This window comes from Virgibacillus sp. GM2-2, from assembly GCF_055329585.1.
In genome coordinates this window covers 1-16,632 of record NZ_JBUZWC010000011.1, presented here as the reverse complement: position 1 = coordinate 16,632, position 16,632 = coordinate 1, and the positions used below count along the sequence as shown (strand labels likewise).

Below are 16,632 nucleotides of genomic sequence, written 5' to 3'. Positions count from 1 at the left end.
CTTAGTCTGCTTTTCACAACATCGACTTATGATGTATACACTTTCCATATAAAAAAACTGCCCCAATAGAGGCAGTTTTCATCATCAAAATTATTTAACTCCAAGCAATTCATCAATTACACCAACAACACGATCAACATAGCGTTCACAATCATCCTTCGTTGGCGCTTCTACCATTACACGAACGAGTGGTTCCGTTCCTGATGGACGGACAAGCACACGCCCATCTCCATCCATTTCCTTTTCAACCTGATCGATAGCTTCCATTATTTTAGGATTTGTTAGGGCACTTTTCTTATCCGTTACCCGTACATTCTTCAACACTTGCGGAAAAATTTCCATCTCCCCAGCTAGTTCTGATAATGGTTTACCAGTTTCTTTTATGACGTTTACAAGCTGTAAAGCTGATAACAACCCGTCTCCAGTTGTGATGTAATCAAGGAAAATAATGTGTCCTGACTGTTCACCACCAAGGTTGTATCCACCTTTACGCATTTCTTCCATTACATATCGGTCACCGACAGCGGTCTTATCGCTACGCATTCCATTCTCTTCTAATGCCTTATAGAAGCCTAAATTACTCATAACGGTTGACACAACGGTATTATGGTGAAGACGGCCTTTTTCATTCATATATTTACCACATATATACATAATCTTGTCGCCATCAACAATTTGACCTTTCTCATCAACAGCAATTAAACGGTCACCATCGCCATCAAACGCTAAACCAATGTCAGCGCCTTTTTCAGCTACAAACGCTTGTAACGTTTCTGGGTGTGTTGATCCAACACCATCATTGATATTCAATCCATCAGGAGAGCTACCTATGGTATAAATATCCGCTTCTAAATCAGCAAATAAATGCGATGCTAAACTTGAAGTTGACCCATTGGCACAATCTAAAGCAATCTGCATACCTTCAAAATCATTATCAACCGTTTCCTTTAAGAAGGAAATATACTTTTGTCCACCTTCAAAGTAATCACTTACTTGCCCCACATTTGCACCAACTGGACGCGGTAATAAATCTTCACTATCCATTAATTTTTCAATCTCTTCTTCTTGGTCATCGGTGAGCTTGAATCCATCAGGACCGAAAAACTTAATCCCGTTATCTTCAACTGGATTATGAGACGCTGAGATCATTACTCCTGCCTCTGCTTTCGTAGCCTTTGTTAAAAATGCTACACCTGGTGTAGAAATAACTCCAAGACGCATTACCTCTGCCCCAATCGACAATAATCCAGCAACTAATGCGCCTTCAAGCATCGGACCAGAAATTCGTGTATCTCGTCCTATTAGTACTTTTGGATTTTTCGTTTCTTTCGTTAATACGTATCCTCCAAAACGACCAAGTTTAAACGCTAATTCAGGGGTCAATTCTTCATTTGCAACACCTCTGACCCCGTCTGTACCAAAATATTTACCCATGCAAGTACCTCTCCTTTTGTTCCTGAATATCCTAACGTCGTTGTATGATACTACAACCTATGATTAACTGACTCATGCAGGAACTCATTACGTAATTTCAATTGTAACTTCTTCTAATTCTGGTGTTATTCTAACATTTTCTGGACCCTGGATGGTTATCGGCACTTTATGTTGCCCTTCATCCAATCCTTCGACATCCACGACTAATTGTATATCTTCAGCATTCAAATCACTTATATTTTTTTCTGAACCCGCTACAATAACTTGCATTGTAGCATCAGCAGGATTAACAAAAGCTACATCTTGTCCATCATCAAGATTTTCGACGTCAATAGCTACATCCTCTATTGTTCTTGTTCGCTCCAATTCAATTTTCACCTCGACCGTTTCCACTTCTGGAACCCTTGCCCCATCAGGGAGGTTGAGCTTTGCCTTGATTGTTTGCGATGAAGTAATATCTGATAAATTAATTTCTTCCGTATTCACTTTTTCAATATTTTCTAAAACAGCATTTGTTGCAAATACCTCAACCTCATCTATTTTTGCAGAAATCGATGAAAGTGTATAGTTCTCAGGCAATTCACCGGTGGTTGGAACAGCTACTGGAACTGTTTTACTTGGATTTAACAGTTCAGCAGATACAACCACGTTTTTCGGCTCGACATTTGCGGTCAATTCATTACCTTGACTATCATATACATTAACAGGAACCTCGCGGCTGTCAATTGATTCTGTTAAACCAGCGACATCAACAAATACTTTTACAATACTCACCCGATCAATAATATCTTTCGAGCTAGTTATCGTTACCGTTTTAGGTTCAATTTCGGTTGAGCCTATTTCATATCCCTCAGGCAGTTCATCTGTGTTAATAAAGTCTACCGTAACACCGAATTCCTCTGAAGCACGCTCTTCAATTGTTACAGTTATTGTTTTAGGCTCAATATAAACCTCTAAATCATCTGGTACATTATCATGCTCTATTTCAACTGTATGTTCCCCTGGTTCTAAACCTCTCAGGTCAACGTACAAATCAAAATTCCGCTGGCGTGCAGTCGGTAATAACACTCCTGAACTTCCTTCAAGCGAAACGGTTACAGCCTCAGGAACACCACTAACTACATATTTTTCATCATCGATTCGGATACCAACAGGATAATTTTCAATCGTTTCTATATCAGCAGAATCGTCAAATGGTAATCTTGCGTCACTGTTTTCAGCTTCTAAGTCAATATTTACTATGACATAAATCAATATTGCAAACGCTAATGAAATGACACGTACAAACCATTTACTTTTAAACCAATTATCCATTCTTCTTCCCCCTCCAACTCCATGACTTTGATTCAGGGGCTTTCATTGCAAAAGATAAATTCTCTCGTAAAAATTCACGCAATCCATCTAATTCCAAGTTTCGATGCATTTCACCGTTCTTCGTACACGAAATACTACCTGTTTCCTCCGATACAACGATAGTTAATGCGTCGGTTACCTCACTTATGCCCATTGCCGCACGGTGTCTTGTTCCAAGTTCCTTAGATATAAAAGGACTTTCTGAAAGCGGTAAATAACATGCAGCCGCAACAATTTCTTCTCCCTGCATAATTACGGCACCATCATGAAGCGGTGTATTCGGTGTAAAGATATTGGTAAGTAATTGGTGGGTTAATTTTCCCTTGATCGGAATTCCAGTTTCAGCATAATCACCGATACCCGTATCACGCTCAATAGTAATTAGTGCGCCGATTCGGCGTTTTGCCATATACCCACAGGATTGTATGATTGCTTCTATGTTTTGTTCTAAAATTTCTTCCTCAGACTTGGTATTTCTTGTGAAAAGATTTCCCCGACCTAATTGTTCTAAAGCCCGCCTTAACTCAGGTTGAAACAAAATAATGATGACAAGAAATCCCCATAAAATAGCTTTATCTGTTATCCATTGAATCGTTTGTAAATTAAACAAATGGCTAAGTAATCGAACGATAAAGATTACAACAATTCCCTTAAGTAATTGAATTGCTTTCGTTCCTCGAATAAGCATTATTAGTTTATATAATACATACCAGACGACAGCTATATCTACGCCGATACGTAACAGGTCTAAAGCATCAATTCCCCCGTCAAGCATGTTTACACATCCCTCTATCCATAGCTTCTCATATACGTTATCTATTATATCATATTCTACCGTCCCACATGCCAGTAATACGCTAACAAAAACGTACACACTTTTATAGACCATGATGAACTACTACCAACTAACTGACGGTAACAAAATCCCGATAAATTGTTGAAAGTGGCTGATAAAACTGGCAACTTACTGATAAACCATCGGAAGTTGCTGATAAAATCACAAAACCGACTGATAAATTCAAAATGAAAGCACCCTCCCGAATTCTGGGAAAACAAAAGAAGCCTTCCATTATAGAAGGCTTCCAAAATAGGGGGAGGGTCATCCATTAACCCATATTTGACCAAGTGAGAAAATGCTTTTAAAAATTTCCTGTAGGTTATACCACATCCACTCAAAGACTTGATCAACTTGTTCGAGGTCTCCATTTACCTCGCCGGCTGAGGCTAATAAACCATCAGCTTTAATTGATTGTTCATCTATTAAGTTACTGTTGATTAGGGTTACATTCCCATCAACCGTACCATCAATTCTCAAATTACCATTCTTTACAACTAGGTCACCTGAAACGGTAACCCCTTCAGGTACAATTACTGTATCGCCTTCGATAATCAGATTTTCCTGTTTAGAAACAACTAGTTCACTATTTTGATTCCAAGCTGACAATACACCACTGAACATAAAGATAAAGAAAATGGCAGCTGCCGTAATAACCGGATGCGTCTTAAACCAGCGTTTATAGCTAACCCTGCGCTTTTCTTTCGGTAATTTATCCATTACACTATTGGTGAATCCTTCAGGCGCGGATATCTTTTCAGCACTTTGTATCCAAGTAATCGTGCGTTTTAACTCATGAAAATGCTTTTGACAATCCTCACAAGCCTCCAAATGTTTTCTGAGACTTGCTTCTTCAGACTTTTTTAAATCCCCATCCAAATATTTATGCATAAGCATGATCGCTTCTTTTTCGCATTTCATATCATTCACTCCTTTACACGTGACGAAGCTTTTTACGTAAAGCTTCCCTTCCCCGGTGAATCCTTGTTTTTACTGTTCCCAAAGGAATATCTAAGATGTCGCTTATTTCTTGTAGGGAAAACTCCTCTAGATATCGCAAAATAATAATCGATCGATATTTAGGTGGAAGCTCGGAAATTTCATGGTGAATATAACCCTTTAGTTCGAGATTCTCCACTTCATCCTCCGGCAAAAGATTATCTGACTCAAGCTGGGAATACATGGTCAGTCCATCTGCTCCCTTAACTTCTGCATCAAGATAATAATCCGGTTTTCGCTTACGTATACGATCAATCGTAAGATTCGTCGCAATACGATATAACCAAGTAGAAAATTTTCGATTTATATCATACGAATCAATATTCATGTATGCTCGTATGAACGCTTCTTGCGCTATATCCTCCGCCTCGTGTGCATTACCAAGCATTCGATAACAATGCTGATAAATTTTATGCTGGTAAAAAGTTACCACATCTTCAAATGCAGTTTGATCCCCTTTTTTTACCTGTTTAATTTTTTCTTTTATAATTAAATCCATAAGACAGTACCCTCGCTACTATTGCGGTATTTATGTTACGAAATAAACCAACAAAAGGTTTCATAATTAAAATATATTTTTTTAATGTTTATTAATGTAAATATCTGGGTATGTTTTATTATATTATACTAGATTGGAGGAACGTTTTGTGGATAATTATAATTTATTGAAAAATATTGAGCAATGTAGAAAAGAAATGATTACATTGAGTTATTCTCACGACTATACTTCTGACGCTGTAATTAAATCTAGTAAAAAATTGGATACGCTACTAAATAAATACGAAAAAATAAATAAGAGTGCATAAAAAAGGAGACGGCCAACAATAGGCTGTCTCCTTTACTTTATTAATTTATTTCAAGGTTTCGCCGAATAATGCACTAATCAAATTGGCTGCGACAATACCCGTTTTGTTTTTGTCATCAAGTAGTGGATTTACCTCCACAAACTCAGCTGATGTTAAAACATCTGCATCTCGTAGCATTTCCATTGCATGACGAGTTTCGCGGTATGACGGACCACCGATAACTGGCGTACCTACACCTGGGGTTTCATTTGGATCCAACCCATCTAGATCAAGGCTTAAGTGAATACCATCTGTACGTTCCTTCAGATAATCAATTGACTCTTGAATGACAGTCTCCATTCCCTTTTCATCAACTTCACGCATAGAATACACTTTAATTCCACATTCTTTAATTAATTCTTTTTCACCGGGATCTAAGTCACGTGCGCCAATTATGATTAAGTTCTCTGGCTTCACTTTTGGTTGATCTCCGTGAATAGATGTTAGCTTGTGGTGACCGATACCTAAGCTAACTGCAAGTGGCATCCCGTGAATGTTACCAGAAGGTGATGTTTTACTATCGTTTAAATCCCCATGCGCATCGTACCAAATGACGCCTAAATTTTTATAATGCTTGCTAATTCCTGCAAGACTTCCAATTGCCATACTATGGTCCCCACCGAAAAGTAATGGGAATCGCTTAGACGCTACAACATCGTCTACCTTTTGAGCGAGTGTTGTATTTGCATCAATAATCGATTGCAAATTTAACAAATTATCCTCACGCTGTTCTTCACCTGTTACTGAGTCAATCTTTATATCTCCTAGATCTTCAACATCATGTTGTAAACGCTTTAAATTTTCAATAGCACCTGCATGTCGAATTGCATCTGGCCCCAAGTCTGTACCTGGACGCGGTTGCCCTAAATGCATTGGCACTCCAATAACCGAAATATTTTTCTTCATAAGATATGTCCTCCTTGTCTCTCTTCTATAGTTTAACGAAAAATCTGTAAATGACTCAACTGGACATAAAATTGTCTATATATACCTTGGATCTAGAGGGTGATAGCGATTGTCCGCAGCAGAAAACAACATAGCAACAGTTACTCGTAGTTTACTTCAATTGCCCATTATCTTCTACTGCTGTTGAAACTCAAAGTAACACTAAAATTATCTGCTTTCTAATCTTTCAAAAAAGCACCTGTTCATCACAGGTGCTCAATTTAGGCTTTTTTTCGATAAGCTTGCTCTGAATCCGTCATTTGGAAATGCTCATGTGTTAATACAGGAGTTTCTTGTTTAACTGATTTTTTCTTCCGAAGCTTCCATTTTCCAAGCTTGAATACAACACCAACTTTAGCTTGTTGTACTTCTTTTACACCTTGAATGATAAGCTGCATTGCAAAAATGGAGAGCATAAATGCGATTAGTACCCAACCAAGTAAATGATATTGGCCCTCACCTTTAAAGGCATACCTGTTCATTGCGATTAAGCTAGACCAATCATATGTAATCGATCGTGGTGGACCTGCCAAGAATCCGGTTTCAACAATTGTACCTCCTAGAAACAGGTTATAAACACCAAGGTGGATGAATATTAACAATACCTGAATAAACTGTTGGCCAAACAAAACAGTCATTCTTGGTCCAATGTGGGGTACAACGTGACGCCAAAATATATGGAACCTACTACCACCAAGCACTTTTGCACTCAATATAAATTCATTTTGTAGTACTCGGTTTATATCTTTACCGATTAATACAGTTGTAAGTGGGAGAACCAGTACGGTTAAAATCACGCCCTCAACTATAATCCGCTCCGTTACAGTAGTAGCAAATTCAGATCTTGACCCAAAAACAATCATGCTTAATAAAATATATGCAATTACGCTTAATGGAACAAAATGAATAGAATCTACCATTTTGCCAATCCACTGCTGTGTTCTTGACTTTAGTTTAAATGCGTAAAAAACTCCAAAAACCAAACCACCTAGGACTCGCAACAAAGCAATGGCTAGCCCCACGATCAACGTGTACTTAGCACCAACTACCAGTTGATCCAATAAACTGTAGCCATGACGATCGGATCCAAGTAGGAACGGCTCCGTAGGTTTATGTGGTGGAGCACTAATTAAAGTGCCATCATCTGCAAATAAAAATTTCACCTGCTCAATATGACTATCTGTTGTAATGGAATAGTACAAACTGTAACTAATGACAATAACAAAAAATAAACTTCCCACAACAAATTTCCAGTTTTTTAAATGATTGAGCACCGCGATGCTGAACGCCATAAGCGGACGCCAGAACCGCATTTTTCTTATATTTAATTGCTTAAACCAAAAGAGAATGTTTCTTACTTTGCGGTTAATCCAACCTCTTACTTCAACAAGGCGTAGCTTTTTCCACCATCGTTGTTTTTTCTCTATGGTGTATGTATGTAACTCATCAGGATTTATCCAGAGGTCAATAATTTGGAAAAAGAAATAAAATGGTGTGAAAATCATAAACAGTGAAATTGCACTATTTAGTGGGACAAGATTTGCGACCAAGAAGGAAGTAAATCCATTTATATTGTATAAACGTTCAATAACAAATTGGCTTGATAATGTCGCCCAAATAATGATTTTCATATGATGAAATGAACTTGGCATGATATTTTTCAGTACATGTCTCGTGATAATTCGTATTTTTTTAATGCCTTTGCTTTTCAAAAAAGATACGTAATCTTTTAGTAGCTCTTCTTCGATCATAAGCAATAAAATCTTGAACATCGCGACCATTGGCAATATGGAAAGCGTAATAATGGGAGCTAAATAGGCGCGTTCATCGCCCAATGTCGCCACACGAAAAATATCAACGGCAAACGTTTTGTATACATATACGGAGATCATTTGTAAGGCAATTGCGATAACAACATCGGGGACTGATTCTAAGAAGTCTAGTACACGTTTAACAGGCTTTAAGATGTAATTCGGAAAAAAATTAGCCGTGATCGCCAAAATAAATGCTAAAGATAATCCTAGAAGGACAGCAGCAATTAAAATTTGCATGGAATATACGTATGGATCCCAAAGAACCTCCAATAGCGGTACCTTTTCTACATTTACTGTCCACGGTAAAGAATACATCCATGTTTCAGGTTTAAAGAGTTGTTCGATAAACCGATAAACCATCTCTACTATTCGAAACGGATTCCATATCTCACTGTAAAGAATTAACGGCGTAATACAAATACTTAAAATACCTACTATTCCAATCAAATAAAATGCAAACATCTTTACCACTCGCATAAGCATAGCGTGACCCCCAATTAACACCTGGACTCTCTTTTTTTGTCGTCCATTACTAATCAAATATTCCTATAAATTGATTATTTTTTTAATATTACTACTCTTTTCAAATTAATTCAATGTGCATTTCCGTATTTTTCCTAAGAAAGCTTCCAACTGCTCCTATCCGAAAGATCCGGATTCTTTCAAAATATGTACTCTATTATTCGAACCCCATTTTATTTTTTGTTTGAAGCATCTTATTCTTAAATTTTAATACAATAAAAGATTCTGGCACAACTCCATCCCATATATAAGTGGCATCTTCTACATACTCTACTTCCTTTCCAGATTGCGATTCTCCTCCATAAGAATCTGGTGGCCCTAGAAGTTCAATGACATCATCAAAAGTCATACTATTATCCAACTGATTAAATTCCTCTAGTGTTACCAATCCTAGATCTTCTTTGGTCTCTTTCTGTGAGCAACCAACCAATACTACAATAAAAACAAATCCAATCACTAACAATTTGTACCAATTCATAAAGTGTCCCCCTCGTTTTAGTTATTATATTTACGATTAAGTTGTAATAAAGTTTCGCGAAATTTTCATTAAATTAAAAAAACAAGTATTATCTCCCTTGAACGAAGTAATACTTGTTTTTTATAAAGTAATAAATATATTAAGTGAAAGTGGCTTAATACCGTTTTTCAACCAATCCCTTTTTACACGTTCAGCCGCTTCCTCGCCATCAAAAAACGCAATACCACAATCTCCACCGCCAGCACCAGATGGTTTCCCAGCACCACCATGTTTTTCAGCAATGTCGGCTAATTGTTTCAACAATGTTGTTTCAATTGGCGCATCCGCATGGGTGCCTAACTCCGCTAGCGCCTTTCTATTAGCTGTAATTCCTTCGAGCACTAGTAGACTGTTGTTCGTTTCTACACCTGTCATAATCAATCCAACAGCATTTGATGATTGTACAATAAACTGCTCATACAATTCTGGTGAGGAGATCTTAAGTTTGTTAATTTTTTTTATAAAGTCCTTCGTCGAAGCCGGGCTGCCTGTCCATCCAATCAACATTTGAACATTATCTGGTAATGAAATTGCTTCTACAGATAGATATGGCCAATTTTGATTTACCAAATCAACTATTGTGGATGATGCACGATACGCATCTTTTAACCAATCCGCCTGAAAAGACGTATAAGCAACCATTCCCCCATACGAAGAGGCAGCAACATCTGCACCCGATCCGCTTCCTTGAGTCTCCACATGTGCAATTGCAGCAAGTTTAAATAGTATTTCTGAAGGACAAGGTATCTTGTGGTATTTCAAAACCGCCTTTACAACTGCAGTAACAACCGCGGCACTCGAACCCAATCCATATTTAATACCCGATTCATCATCTAGCTCACTATTAATTGTTAAATCGAATGCCTCCAGTGAATTCCCTTGTTCCATAATGTAGCGACACACGATATCCATCGCATTTTCAACAAAATTTACCCGCGAATCCTTCGTTTTAATATGTATTTTTTCACTATTGACTTCCCATGGTATATTTTCAAGTCCTAACTTCGGAAGAGAAACCCGATTCTCACTAGCACTACATATCGTAGTATAAACAAAACGATCAACAGCCGTTACTATTGATCGTTGATGGGCTTCTAATATTGCATACTCGCCTGCTATCATTAATTTACCTGGGACCTTGATTGTCATTGACTCGTTTGTCACTATTTTCATCCCCTAGCTATAGGTGACTCCTTGACCTGATCGACTTAAAATGACTTTCGTAACACCAGGTATTTCACGGAGCGTTTGTTCAATTACTACCTCGTTTTCAGGCTGGTATAAAACTTTTACATTGGGACCAGCATCGATTGTAAAATATGCTGGTATGCCTTTTTCACGTAAAGCTTGAACGGTTTGCATAACCGTCATCGTCGTATCATGCCAATACGTAAATGGTGGATTTGCACCAAGTGTTGTGGCATGCATTTTTTGACAATTTGCTTCAGCAACAGAACCCAATTTATCAAAATCACGTTCCTGGATTGCTTCTTTAATAGTTGCCAGATCAGTTGGAATCGCATCAACCCAGCCCGGATAGAATGGAGAAGTTTCTACCGTTCGGCGCATACCAACACGACTGGAAACCTTTTTCATTTTTGAAGATAAAACCACCGCTGCAACACGCACATCCCAATGATTTTGTGGTGCAACTGGCACAGCATAGGAATCAGACCCGTCTTCGAGTTTGCCCTGTTCCCATTCAACAAAACCACCGTAGATGGAACGACATGCTGATCCAGAACCGCGACGTGTTAATCGAGACAGAGTTGCATCATCAACCTCTAATCCCAGTGCACGCGTTGCTGCTGCTGCAAGTGCAGCAAACCCTGAAGCCGATGAAGCAAAACCTGCCGCAGTTGGCACTGCATTCGTAGACCTTACTTCAGCATAAAGGTTCTGTTTTCCAGCAAAATCTCGTATCAAATCAAGGTATTTTGTAACTTTTATATATTGATCACCCTGAATTAATTCATTATCAAGGTAAAATACATCCTCCGTAAGATCCGTTTTAAATGTAACTGTTGTTTCTGTATAAAACGCATCTAACGTTAACGAAAGGCTATTATTCATTGGTAAAATCAACGACTCATCGCGCTTTCCCCAATATTTAATTAAGGCAATGTTGGTATGTGCCTTTGCCGTTGCTTTCATCCATAATCCCCATTTCTACCTTCAGTTCCTAATTGTGCTTTCGTAAAACAAATGGCCAGACAGCATGAGCACCAAAGCTTTTTAGCTTTTCACATAAATGCTTCGAGTGTGCCTCATTACGGGCTAAAGCTATAATGCAACCTCCGTTACCGCCACCAGTTAACTTTGCACCAAGAGCACCTTCCTGACGCGCAACATAAATAAGCCGATTAAGTCCCGCATCACTCACTCCAAGAGCTTCTAATTCTTTTTGTGCTTCATTTAATGTTTTACCTAAAATTTGTTTGCTGGCCTTCTCTAACGCTCTTCTAGCTTGATGCGTTATTTCGCCAATTCGGTCAAGACTAGCTTGAATTTTCTTCGGTGCAGACTTAAGTAGATCTGCTACTGATTCTACCGCTAACCTCGTATCACCTTTTCTTCCTGAATCAGCCACAATGAAATGAAAGTCTGTTTTCGGCTTAATAAAATGAAAAGGTCGATCTTTTTCATACCAAACTGGTGATTCTGAGGTTATCGTAAGTGTATCTATTCCACTAGGAGAACCGTGTGCAAATGTTTCCGAAATATTTGCGAGCATTAATAACGTTTCCTCTGTGAGTTCCTCATCTGCGTACGCAAATATGGACCGTATAACGGCTATTGCAACTGACGCACTAGAACCTAACCCTTTTCCGGGTGGAATTGACGATTTAATTCGTATCAATAAATCGCGGTGTGGTATTTCCAGATGATCGAGTGTGGCTGTAATACAGTTTACCAATCCGTCTAAAGCATCTGGTGCCTTGTTAATTGGACCATGGTAAAATGTACTGTCAATTTTCACTGCACCTGGAACATTATCTACCAATGCTTCTATTCCTACCAATGGAAAAGGAATAGCTATTGCTGGTTGTCCGTGTACAACCGCATGCTCGCCAATTAAAATTAGTTTACTATGAGCTATCCCAATAGCTGTTTGTTCTGAAGTTGTTGCTTTCTCTACACTCATTTTTTACTCTTTTCCACCAATTCTTTAGCTTTCCCTACACGGATATCTTTTTCATTAATCAATTGTTCAGCAATGATATCAATCAGCTCTCCTTTAGCCCCTGCTGCCATCGCAACAGAGCGAGAATGTAAAGCCATATGACCCTTCTGAATACCATCCGTCACCAAAGCCTTTAAAGCTCCTAAATTTTGCGCTAGACCCACAGATACAATTACCTGTGCCAACTCTTCTGCAGACTCTATTCCTAATATCTTATGCGCAATTTGTGATATTGGGTGAACCCGAATAGATCCTCCAACAGTTCCAACAGACATTGGTAATTCTAGTTCACCTACAAGGTTACCCTTATCATCTACATACCATTCTGTCATCGAACTATATTTTCCAAAGCGTGCTGCATACGCATGTGCACCAGCTTCCACCGCGCGCCAATCATTTCCGGTGGCAATAACAATCGGATCAATACCATTCATAATACCTTTATTGTGTGTTACTGCACGGTAAGGGTCTGATGCCGCAAATTCATAGGCATGTACTACTCCATCCCGAACCTCTTCTCCCGAGAAGTCCCCGGTCTCCAATAAATTCGGTGGTATAACACATTTAGCACGAGCAACACATCTATCAGCAAGGTTAGAAAGAATTCGTAAATAAACTTTCCCTTTTGTTAAATCCTCTACTACCGGAGCAAGTGCTTCCACCATCGTATTAATAATGTTTGCACCCATTGCATCACACGTATCTATATACAAATGCAATACGAGCATTTGGCCATATTTAGAGCCTGATTCGTCGTTCAACATACGTACTTCTAGATCCTGTGCACCGCCACCTCTTGAAACGATGCTCGGGTATGCAGCGTTTGCACCCTCAAGAAGCATTTCTTTTTCCTTCAAAAGTGCTTCTTTAGCAAAATTAAAATCAGGGCATCCTACAACCTGAATTTGGCCAATCATTACTCTACCAGAAGATTCCGTTGTAAAACCGCCAGCATTACGAACAATCTTAGCAATATAACTAGCGGACGCTACTACAGATGGTTCTTCAATAGCCATTGGCACTACATAGTCTTTCCCGTTAATAAGAAAGTTCAATCCTAACCCTAATGGCAACTGATATGTGCCAATCACATTTTCTATCATATTATTAGCCGTATCCAAGGTTAAAGGATTTGTAGAAGAAAGATGTTCCGATTCCGCTTCGGTCAAGTCTGCTTGCTCAGCAAGTAATTTTCTTCGCTCTTCTACACTCATATTATAAAAACCAGGAATTCTAGAAGTACTCATACAAATCATCCTTTTGGGTATCAAAATATATAATAATTATTTAGCTTAATTTTATTGTTATGATAATAATTTTCCTCTATCTATTATGTAAAAAAATAGCGCAAAATGCAAATAAACAAGGTTGTTTACTACAAACGACCTTGTTCATTACAATTATACTATGTATTATATCTCAATGCCAGTGTTCTTTTTGATGTAAATGGTGAGCCATGAAGGATTCGAACCTTCGACCCTCTGATTAAAAGTCAGATGCTCTACCGACTGAGCTAATGGCTCGTTTATTTCTGATTTTTCTTTTAGAATACTTGTCTTATTTGCACTTATGCAATAAGAAAGGATTTATACTTTCTTACCTGCCAAAAAAGGGCCTAAAATACAAAAACCACGTCATATCGTGGTAAGTTTGATACACAGGGTAAAAATTATAAATGGCTGGGCTACCAGGATTCGAACCTGGGAATGACGGGATCAAAACCCGCTGCCTTACCGCTTGGCTATAGCCCATCAAAAAAATAAAGTGGTGGAGGGGGGCAGATTCGAACTGCCGAACCCTGAGGGAGCGGATTTACAGTCCGCCGCGTTTAGCCACTTCGCTACCCCTCCATATAATTTCCAAAAACGTAAAAGTTATACATAAAAAAATGGTGCCGGCCAGAGGACTTGAACCCCCAACCTACTGATTACAAGTCAGTTGCTCTACCAGTTGAGCTAGGCCGGCTAAATGGTGGAGGATGCAGGGCTCGAACCTGCGACCCCCTGCTTGTAAGGCAGGTGCTCTCCCAGCTGAGCTAATCCTCCAGATAATGGTGACCCGTACGGGATTCGAACCCGTGTTACCGCCGTGAAAGGGCGGTGTCTTAACCGCTTGACCAACGGGCCTAGAGTTAACTTTTTGATATGTAATGTCAAAAACCAACGAATTTTATTATATACAGATTCTCTCTCTTTGTAAAGAGGAATTCTACTTTTTTCTACTTTTTTTTAGCATTTATTTCTCTTTTGCTATTAACACATGCTTTTTAGTCTTAACAATTGAATTTATTATATACAGATTGATACTATTAATGAAAGAAAAAAGTACTTTTTACGAAGGTGGTTCTTATGAAAGTTGTTAATAATATAACAGAGTTAATCGGTGAAACACCCATTGTAAAGCTAAATAAACTTGTACCCACTGAATCTGCAGATGTCTACGTTAAATTAGAGTTGCAAAATCCTACTAGAAGTGTAAAAGATCGTGCTGCTTTTAATATGATAAAGAAGGCTGAAGAACAAGGGATTATCAAACCTGGAGATACGATCATTGAACCAACAAGCGGGAATACCGGTATCGGTCTTGCTATGAATGCAGCTGCAAAGGGCTACCGAGCAATACTAGTAATGCCAGATACAAGTACCAAAGAGCGCATTTCTTTATTGAAAGCCTACGGTGCAGAAATTGTTCTTACTCCAAGCGAAGAAAAAATGCCTGGAGCAATTAAAAAAGCAAAAGAATTAAAACAAAAGATACCAGGGAGCTTCATTCCTCAGCAGTTTGAGAATCCAGCAAATCCCGATATTCACAGAACAACAACCGCGTTAGAAATTTATGAACAAATGGAAGGCAAACTGGATGCATTTATTGCAACCGCCGGCACTGGCGGCACAATTACTGGAGTTGGTGAAACATTAAAGGAAAAAATCCCAAATCTTTATATTGCAGTTGCTGAACCAAAAGGATCTCCTGTCCTGTCCGGGGGCAAACCTGGGAAACACAAATTAGTTGGTACTAGTCCTGGTTTTATTCCAGAAATACTTAATACCGATATCTTTGATGAAATACAACAAATTGCAGACGAAGACGCAATTGAGATGTTTAAACGCATACCTAGGGAAGAAGGTCTATTCGTAGGACTATCCGGTGCAGCAGCGATTTTCACCGCCTTAGACATCGCCCAGAAACTTGGTAAAGAAAAAAAAGTTCTTTGTGTAGCACCAGATACTGGAGAACGATACCTTAGCATGAATTTATTCGATCATTAATAAAAAAGCAATTCATTGTTCTATGCCAATGAATTGCTTTTTTCTATGTATTCGTTAACGCTACAAACCATATTATTACAACTGCAGGTACTGATGTATAGAGTGCAATAGATGGTTTAAAAACCTTTTTCTTAATAAGAAAGATAGTTAATAATATCTCAAAAATAGTAACTACAATTGCAACAATTACTAACATCGGTATTTCACTTGTCATCTTCATATCCCCCTCTATTTTTCATATTCCTTCTCAATTATAACAAAGATTGGAAAAAATTCTCACGAGAATTTAAAGCGTGTTTTTTAAAAAATTTTGATTCGCACAAAAATGTATACACTTGTAACCAAAAAGGCGAACTGGAGACTGCTCAGTAGCGGACACAGAGGGCGCTATTTATACTTTCCGCACATGTTTTATGGGTTAATAGGACACAGGATACCTTATTTAAGTAAAATGGCGATGAAATCACTTCTTTTTGCTGCATAACGGATCCTGAGTCCGCGAACAGATGCATTTGCCCCAATTTTGCACGAATAAGGGATCTGGTGTCCGCTTATCCCAAATTTGCTTATATTACGCACCTCTGGAATCCTGAACATTGCATAGAACACTCTACAAAAACGTGAATTTTAGTAGATAAAGCACTTGTGCCTTGAATAGCGAAAGCGACTGTCCACCGTGAAAATCAACTTGTTGCAGTCACTCCAGATTAAAAAAAACATAATTAAAAAAGCAATAAAAAAAAACACCTAGCACTTAAAAAGTGTTAGATGTTTAATAAAGAGCTTCCAAGCGGACTTGAACCGCTGACCCCCACCTTACCATGGTGGTGCTCTACCAGCTGAGCTATGGAAGCGTATGTATGGCTCCACAGGTAGGATTCGAACCTACGACCGATCGGTTAACAGCCGATAGCT

At 38.5% G+C, this 16,632-nt stretch carries 15 protein-coding genes and 7 tRNA genes; 2 read left to right on the top strand and 20 right to left on the bottom strand.

The window, feature by feature from the left end; genetic code table 11:
- Positions 1 to 90: 90 nt before the first annotated feature.
- The 5 genes from glmM to sigW form a co-directional block, all read right to left on the bottom strand.
- Positions 91 to 1,434 carry a phosphoglucosamine mutase gene (glmM, locus tag ACY9Z2_RS13095; RefSeq protein ID WP_463610097.1) on the bottom strand — a complete coding sequence of 448 codons (1,344 nt, stop codon included), beginning with the start codon at positions 1,432 to 1,434 and terminating at the stop codon, positions 91 to 93.
- A gap of 87 nt (positions 1,435 to 1,521) precedes the next feature.
- A complete protein-coding gene (locus ACY9Z2_RS13090; protein ID WP_463610096.1) occupies positions 1,522 to 2,748 on the bottom strand; it encodes a CdaR family protein in 1,227 nt (408 codons plus the stop codon).
- Positions 2,741 to 3,562 (bottom strand): diadenylate cyclase CdaA, encoded by an 822-nt coding sequence (gene cdaA / locus ACY9Z2_RS13085; RefSeq protein ID WP_463610181.1) that lies wholly within the window; start codon positions 3,560 to 3,562, stop codon positions 2,741 to 2,743. The genes ACY9Z2_RS13090 and cdaA overlap by 8 nt, the downstream gene beginning before the upstream one ends.
- 324 nt (positions 3,563 to 3,886) lie before the next feature.
- Positions 3,887 to 4,543 (bottom strand): zf-HC2 domain-containing protein, encoded by a 657-nt coding sequence (locus ACY9Z2_RS13080; RefSeq protein ID WP_463610095.1) that lies wholly within the window; start codon positions 4,541 to 4,543, stop codon positions 3,887 to 3,889.
- A gap of 13 nt (positions 4,544 to 4,556) precedes the next feature.
- Entirely contained in the window at positions 4,557 to 5,120 is a 564-nt protein-coding gene (sigW, locus tag ACY9Z2_RS13075) for an RNA polymerase sigma factor SigW (RefSeq protein WP_463610094.1), read from the bottom strand.
- 148 nt (positions 5,121 to 5,268) lie between these two features.
- Here sigW and ACY9Z2_RS13070 point away from each other — a divergent pair, with 148 nt between their 5' ends.
- A complete protein-coding gene (locus ACY9Z2_RS13070) occupies positions 5,269 to 5,427 on the top strand; it encodes an aspartyl-phosphate phosphatase Spo0E family protein (RefSeq protein WP_463610093.1) in 159 nt (52 codons plus the stop codon).
- 45 nt (positions 5,428 to 5,472) lie between these two features.
- Here the strand turns inward: ACY9Z2_RS13070 and rocF are convergent, their stop codons facing one another.
- The 13 genes from rocF to ACY9Z2_RS13005 all read right to left on the bottom strand — a co-directional run bounded on the left by rocF (position 5,473) and on the right by ACY9Z2_RS13005 (position 14,574).
- Positions 5,473 to 6,372 (bottom strand): arginase, encoded by a 900-nt coding sequence (gene rocF / locus ACY9Z2_RS13065; RefSeq protein WP_463610092.1) that lies wholly within the window; start codon positions 6,370 to 6,372, stop codon positions 5,473 to 5,475.
- Between the two features lie 260 nt (positions 6,373 to 6,632).
- The gene (locus ACY9Z2_RS13060) at positions 6,633 to 8,708 is read right to left on the bottom strand and encodes an ABC transporter permease subunit (RefSeq protein ID WP_463610091.1); all 2,076 of its coding nucleotides are present in this window, start codon (positions 8,706 to 8,708) and stop codon (positions 6,633 to 6,635) included.
- Between the two features lie 196 nt (positions 8,709 to 8,904).
- Positions 8,905 to 9,225 carry a hypothetical protein gene (locus tag ACY9Z2_RS13055; protein ID WP_463610090.1) on the bottom strand — a complete coding sequence of 107 codons (321 nt, stop codon included), beginning with the start codon at positions 9,223 to 9,225 and terminating at the stop codon, positions 8,905 to 8,907.
- A 120-nt stretch (positions 9,226 to 9,345) separates the two neighbouring features.
- Positions 9,346 to 10,437, bottom strand: coding sequence for a phosphomevalonate kinase (locus ACY9Z2_RS13050; RefSeq protein WP_463610089.1), 1,092 nt, complete (start codon positions 10,435 to 10,437; stop codon positions 9,346 to 9,348).
- A 3-nt stretch (positions 10,438 to 10,440) separates the two neighbouring features.
- On the bottom strand, positions 10,441 to 11,418 hold the full coding sequence (gene mvaD, locus ACY9Z2_RS13045) for a diphosphomevalonate decarboxylase (RefSeq protein ID WP_463610088.1): 978 nt from the start codon (positions 11,416 to 11,418) through the stop codon (positions 10,441 to 10,443).
- A gap of 28 nt (positions 11,419 to 11,446) precedes the next feature.
- Positions 11,447 to 12,409 (bottom strand): mevalonate kinase, encoded by a 963-nt coding sequence (gene mvk, locus ACY9Z2_RS13040; RefSeq protein WP_463610087.1) that lies wholly within the window; start codon positions 12,407 to 12,409, stop codon positions 11,447 to 11,449.
- Complete coding sequence (locus ACY9Z2_RS13035; protein WP_463610086.1) at positions 12,406 to 13,695, bottom strand: hydroxymethylglutaryl-CoA reductase, degradative; 1,290 nt, start codon at positions 13,693 to 13,695, stop codon at positions 12,406 to 12,408. The genes mvk and ACY9Z2_RS13035 overlap by 4 nt, the downstream gene beginning before the upstream one ends.
- A gap of 200 nt (positions 13,696 to 13,895) precedes the next feature.
- A tRNA-Lys gene (locus ACY9Z2_RS13030) sits at positions 13,896 to 13,971 on the bottom strand.
- Between the two features lie 153 nt (positions 13,972 to 14,124).
- Positions 14,125 to 14,199, bottom strand: a tRNA-Gln gene (locus ACY9Z2_RS13025).
- A 14-nt stretch (positions 14,200 to 14,213) separates the two neighbouring features.
- Positions 14,214 to 14,298, bottom strand: a tRNA-Tyr gene (locus tag ACY9Z2_RS13020).
- A 39-nt stretch (positions 14,299 to 14,337) separates the two neighbouring features.
- Positions 14,338 to 14,413 (bottom strand) — tRNA-Thr (locus ACY9Z2_RS13015).
- Positions 14,414 to 14,417: 4 nt separating this feature from the next.
- Positions 14,418 to 14,493, bottom strand: a tRNA-Val gene (locus ACY9Z2_RS13010).
- Between the two features lie 6 nt (positions 14,494 to 14,499).
- Positions 14,500 to 14,574, bottom strand: a tRNA-Glu gene (locus tag ACY9Z2_RS13005).
- Between the two features lie 222 nt (positions 14,575 to 14,796).
- On the opposite strand from ACY9Z2_RS13005, the gene cysK reads away from it, so the two are divergent.
- Positions 14,797 to 15,717: a cysteine synthase A gene (cysK, locus tag ACY9Z2_RS13000; RefSeq protein ID WP_463610085.1), complete on the top strand. Its 921-nt coding sequence runs from the start codon at positions 14,797 to 14,799 to the stop codon at positions 15,715 to 15,717.
- A gap of 43 nt (positions 15,718 to 15,760) precedes the next feature.
- Here the strand turns inward: cysK and ACY9Z2_RS12995 are convergent, their stop codons facing one another.
- Together ACY9Z2_RS12995 and ACY9Z2_RS12990 are read right to left on the bottom strand one after the other, a co-directional pair.
- Complete coding sequence (locus ACY9Z2_RS12995; RefSeq protein WP_463610084.1) at positions 15,761 to 15,931, bottom strand: hypothetical protein; 171 nt, start codon at positions 15,929 to 15,931, stop codon at positions 15,761 to 15,763.
- A gap of 567 nt (positions 15,932 to 16,498) precedes the next feature.
- A tRNA-Thr gene (locus tag ACY9Z2_RS12990) sits at positions 16,499 to 16,571 on the bottom strand.
- Positions 16,572 to 16,632 lie beyond the last annotated feature (61 nt).

Bases quoted from the DNA above. Each gene is read 5' to 3' on its own strand.
- ACY9Z2_RS13055 (WP_463610090.1), bottom strand. From the start codon at position 9,225: ATGAATTGGTACAAATTGTTAGTGATTGGATTTGTTTTTATTGTAGTA.
- cdaA (WP_463610181.1), bottom strand. From the start codon at position 3,562: ATGCTTGACGGGGGAATTGATGCTTTAGACCTGTTACGTATCGGCGTA.
- ACY9Z2_RS12995 (WP_463610084.1), bottom strand. From the start codon at position 15,931: ATGACAAGTGAAATACCGATGTTAGTAATTGTTGCAATTGTAGTTACT.
- rocF (WP_463610092.1), bottom strand. From the start codon at position 6,372: ATGAAGAAAAATATTTCGGTTATTGGAGTGCCAATGCATTTAGGGCAA.
- ACY9Z2_RS13090 (WP_463610096.1), bottom strand. From the start codon at position 2,748: ATGGATAATTGGTTTAAAAGTAAATGGTTTGTACGTGTCATTTCATTA.
- mvaD (WP_463610088.1), bottom strand. From the start codon at position 11,418: ATGAAAGCAACGGCAAAGGCACATACCAACATTGCCTTAATTAAATAT.
- ACY9Z2_RS13080 (WP_463610095.1), bottom strand. From the start codon at position 4,543: ATGAAATGCGAAAAAGAAGCGATCATGCTTATGCATAAATATTTGGAT.
- ACY9Z2_RS13060 (WP_463610091.1), bottom strand. From the start codon at position 8,708: ATGCTTATGCGAGTGGTAAAGATGTTTGCATTTTATTTGATTGGAATA.
- cysK (WP_463610085.1), top strand. From the start codon at position 14,797: ATGAAAGTTGTTAATAATATAACAGAGTTAATCGGTGAAACACCCATT.
- glmM (WP_463610097.1), bottom strand. From the start codon at position 1,434: ATGGGTAAATATTTTGGTACAGACGGGGTCAGAGGTGTTGCAAATGAA.
- ACY9Z2_RS13035 (WP_463610086.1), bottom strand. From the start codon at position 13,695: ATGAGTACTTCTAGAATTCCTGGTTTTTATAATATGAGTGTAGAAGAG.
- sigW (WP_463610094.1), bottom strand. From the start codon at position 5,120: ATGGATTTAATTATAAAAGAAAAAATTAAACAGGTAAAAAAAGGGGAT.
- mvk (WP_463610087.1), bottom strand. From the start codon at position 12,409: ATGAGTGTAGAGAAAGCAACAACTTCAGAACAAACAGCTATTGGGATA.
- ACY9Z2_RS13050 (WP_463610089.1), bottom strand. From the start codon at position 10,437: ATGAAAATAGTGACAAACGAGTCAATGACAATCAAGGTCCCAGGTAAA.